At 69.6% G+C, this 3603-nt stretch carries 5 protein-coding genes; all 5 read left to right on the top strand.

Features of this window, described 5'->3' with window-relative positions; translation table 11 throughout:
• The first annotated feature begins 204 nt into the window (after window positions 1–204).
• Complete coding sequence (locus ACTUAL_RS30780; RefSeq protein ID WP_096496777.1) at window positions 205–855, top strand: L-threonylcarbamoyladenylate synthase; 651 nt, start codon at window positions 205–207, stop codon at window positions 853–855.
• A 71-nt stretch (window positions 856–926) separates the two neighbouring features.
• Window positions 927–2096, top strand: coding sequence for a glycosyltransferase family 4 protein (locus tag ACTUAL_RS30775; RefSeq protein WP_096496776.1), 1170 nt, complete (start codon window positions 927–929; stop codon window positions 2094–2096).
• Between the two features lie 468 nt (window positions 2097–2564).
• The gene (locus ACTUAL_RS30770) at window positions 2565–3002 is read left to right on the top strand and encodes a hypothetical protein (protein WP_440902686.1); all 438 of its coding nucleotides are present in this window, start codon (window positions 2565–2567) and stop codon (window positions 3000–3002) included.
• 46 nt (window positions 3003–3048) lie between these two features.
• Window positions 3049–3258, top strand: coding sequence for an AtpZ/AtpI family protein (locus ACTUAL_RS30765; RefSeq protein WP_015804834.1), 210 nt, complete (start codon window positions 3049–3051; stop codon window positions 3256–3258).
• Between the two features lie 31 nt (window positions 3259–3289).
• A partial coding sequence (locus ACTUAL_RS30760; RefSeq protein WP_440902685.1) for a F0F1 ATP synthase subunit A occupies window positions 3290–3603 on the top strand: 314 nt, incomplete at its 3' end.

Here is a 3603-nt window from a genome sequence, read left to right as displayed (position 1 = left end):
GCCCCGTCTCATACTCCCGTCTTCCACCCTCCGCCCCACCCCACCCCGACCCGGTCGACCACCTCCCCCCCCGCCCCCACTCCCCGTCACCACCGCCGATCCCCGCGCCGCGCCACCCCTACCCACCTGCGTGGTAGGACGTCATTTCGGGTGGGGGCGGAGGCTGGCGGCCGTCACTCCACGCGCTGTGCCAGGATTCCTCGGGTGAGTACGGTCTACGACTGCCGAGTCCAGGACGACCGGGTGGCGGGTCTCGCCGCCGCAGCCGGAGCGGTCCGCTCGGGCAGGCTCGTCGTCCTCCCCACCGACACCGTCTACGGAATCGGCTGCGACGCTTTCGACGCTGCCGCCGTGCGGTCGCTGCTCGCCGCGAAGGGGCGCGGGCCCGACATGCCCGTCCCGGTGCTCGTCGGCTCCTGGACCACGATCGACGGCCTCGTGCTGTCGGTGCCGCGCCAGGCCCGCTCGCTGATCGAGGCGTTCTGGCCCGGCGGGCTGTCGCTGGTCCTGCACCACGCGCCCTCGCTGGCTTGGGACCTCGGGCAGACGCGGGGCACCGTGATGCTGCGGATGCCGCTGCACCCCGTCGCGCTCGAACTCCTGCGCGACGTGGGCCCGATGGCCGTCTCCAGCGCGAACAAGTCCGGCTTCCCGCCAGCCGCGAGCGCCGCGCAGGCGCGCGAGCAGCTGGGCGAGGACGTGCAGGTCTACCTGGACGGCGGTCCGTCCGGCGAGAACGTGGCCTCCACGATCGTCGACCTCACCGGGACGGACCCGCTGGTGCTGCGCGAGGGCGCGGTCCCGGTGGCCGACATCGCCTCCGTGCTGGGCGTCGAAGTCGAGGTCGCGCGCTAGTGGATCTCCAGCAGCCGAGTAGCGTGGTGGGTCCAGTGTCCGAACCGGAATCCCCGAGGGGATAGCCTCCCGTGGGCCAGTTGCCTGCCGCGTCCAACGTCCTCCCGGTCCGGGAGTACCTGCTCGTCGCGCTCACCGCCGCAGTGGTGACTTTCCTCCTCGTCGGCCTGGTCCGCGCGCTCGCGTTCCGGATCGGCGCGGTCGCCCACCCCCGAACACGCGACGTCCACGTCAAGCCGATGCCCCGCATGGGCGGCCTGGCCATGTATGGCGGCGTGCTCGGCGGGATGATGCTCGCCCACCAGCTGCCGGTGCTGCGCTCAGCCTTCGACTTCTCCTACGACCCCTACGCCGTCGTCCTCGGCGGCGGCATCATCGTGCTGGTCGGCGTGGTCGACGACCGGTTCGAGCTCGACTCGCTCACCAAGCTCGCGGGCCAGGTCACGGCCGCGGGCGTGCTCGTCCTCTACGGCCTCCAGTGGTTCGTGTTCTGGGTGCCGTGGGGCGACGACGGCTCGGGCACCGGCTCGCTGCTGGTGCTCGACCAGAACCAGGGCGCGCTGCTGAGCGTGCTGCTCGCCGTCACGATGATCAACGCGATGAACTTCGTGGACGGCCTCGACGGCCTCGCCGCGGGCATCGGGCTGATCGCCGCCGCGGCGACCTGCGCGTTCTCCATCGGCGGTGTCCTCGCCAACAACGAGGGCGACGTCGGCGCCTACCCGCCCGCGCTGATCGCGGCGTGCCTGGCGGGCGCGTGCCTCGGCTTCCTGCCGCACAACTTCAACCCGGCCCGGATCTTCATGGGCGACTCGGGGTCGATGCTGATCGGCCTGATGCTCGCCGCCGCGACCACCTCGGCGTCCGGCAAGCTCAACTACGAGTCGCTCAACGCCAGCGACGTGCTCGGCCTGATGTCGCCCCTGCTGGTCGTCGCGGCGGTGCTGTTCGTGCCGCTGCTGGACCTGCTGATGGCGATCGTCCGGCGCACCCGCAAGGGGCAGAGCCCGTTCTCGGCGGACAAGATGCACCTGCACCACCGGCTGCTCCAGATCGGCCACTCCCAGCGCCGCGCCGTCCTGCTGATCTACTTGTGGGCCGGGCTGCTGGCGTTCGGCGCGGTCTCGCTGACCGTGTTCGACACCGGCGTGGTCGCCTGGTGCTTCCTGATCGGGCTGCTGCTCGCGTTCTTCATCTCGGCGGTCCCGAGACTCCGCGAGTCGCGCAAGAACCGAGCGTGACGGTGGGACGCCCGAACGGGTGTCCCACCGTTCCACTTTTCGGGAAGAATTCGGACATGGGTGACGCGCGCACACCCAGCGCGACAAGATCAACCGCCGGGTCGCGGGGGCCGGGACCGCCCCGCAGCCCGGCGTCACCCCGCCCCTGAGCAGCAGGTACCGCCCGGTTCGGCTCGGTGGCGGGGTTTTCCGCGTTACCGGCGCATTACCCGGCGGGGCCGCGCGCATTACCCTGTGAAAACCCTGTCGGATCGCGCCCGCGCCATTTCCGGGAAACACACCTTCGGGTAGCCTCGACCACGCGCCGAACCGCGGCGAACAATGTCCGAGGAGGGGCCACCGCCTCAGCGCCACGTGAAGTTCGCCCACTGTTCGCCCAGATCAGCGCCGGGCCCCGGCGCACCGTCCGGGTGAGGTCTAAAGCACACCCGGTGAGTGCTCGCGGGGGCGGGCAGCCACAATGGTGGGGTGACGCGACTCCTCGACGCCGCTGACGTAGCGCGCAGAGCGCTTCGGCAGTCCGCCCTCGTGCTCGCCCCGGTGGTGGTGGTCGCCGCGCTCGTCGGCTGGTTCACCGCGGGCCGGGAAGGGCTGTGGGGCGCGCTCCTCGGCGCCGGGATCGCCGGTGGCTTCCTGCTCATCACCCTGCTGACGGTCCTGCTGACGGCCAAGGCCTCACCGACCGTGACCGGCGGGGCGATGATGGGCGGCTGGCTACTCAAGGTGATCGTGCTGCTCGTCGCACTCGCCCTGTTGAAGGACGCGACGTTCTACTCCAAACCGGTGTTCGGCGCCGTCGTGATGATCGCGGTCGTCGTCGTCCTCGCCTCGGAGACCTGGGTCGTGGTCAAGGCCCGGATGCTCTACTTCAACCCCTCCAGCACTGGTCAGGGCGATGCGCGCTAACCCCCGTGTGCAGACCTGGGACCACCGGTTGGTAGGGTGCGCGTAGATGAGTGACAAGTCAGACAAACCACCCCCAAGGGGTGACGGTGCTGTCTGGTCGATCATCGGCACGCTGGTGTCCGGCCCCGCGGTGTGGGGCGGTATCGGCTTCCTAATCGACAAGACCACCGAGAGCCAGATCTTCACTCCGATCGGGCTAACGGTGGGCTTTGTCACGGGGTTCTACATCGTCTATGTACGCCACGGTCAGGGCTGAGGAAGTGCCGGCCGCGACGCAGGGAGACCAGTTGGACACCTTGGTGCTTGCCGAGGGTGGGGAGTTCCACAAGCCGGCGATCGAAGAGTTCTTCCCGCCTGCCCTGCTGTTTGAAGGCACGCCGTTCGAGCTCGACCGGGTCATGCTGATCCGCATCCTCATGACGGTGGTCCTCGCGGCGTTCTTCCTGATCGCCATGCGCAGGCCCAAGCTCGTGCCGAGGGGCATCCAGAACCTCGGCGAGATGGCGCTGGACTTCGTCCGCATCAACATCGCCGAGGACGTCCTCGGCAAGGAGAACGGCAGGCGGTTCCTGCCGCTCCTGACGACCTTCTTCTTCCTGAT

It is taken from the genome of Actinosynnema sp., from assembly GCF_052038725.1.
This window is presented reverse-complemented; position numbering and strand designations above follow the sequence as displayed.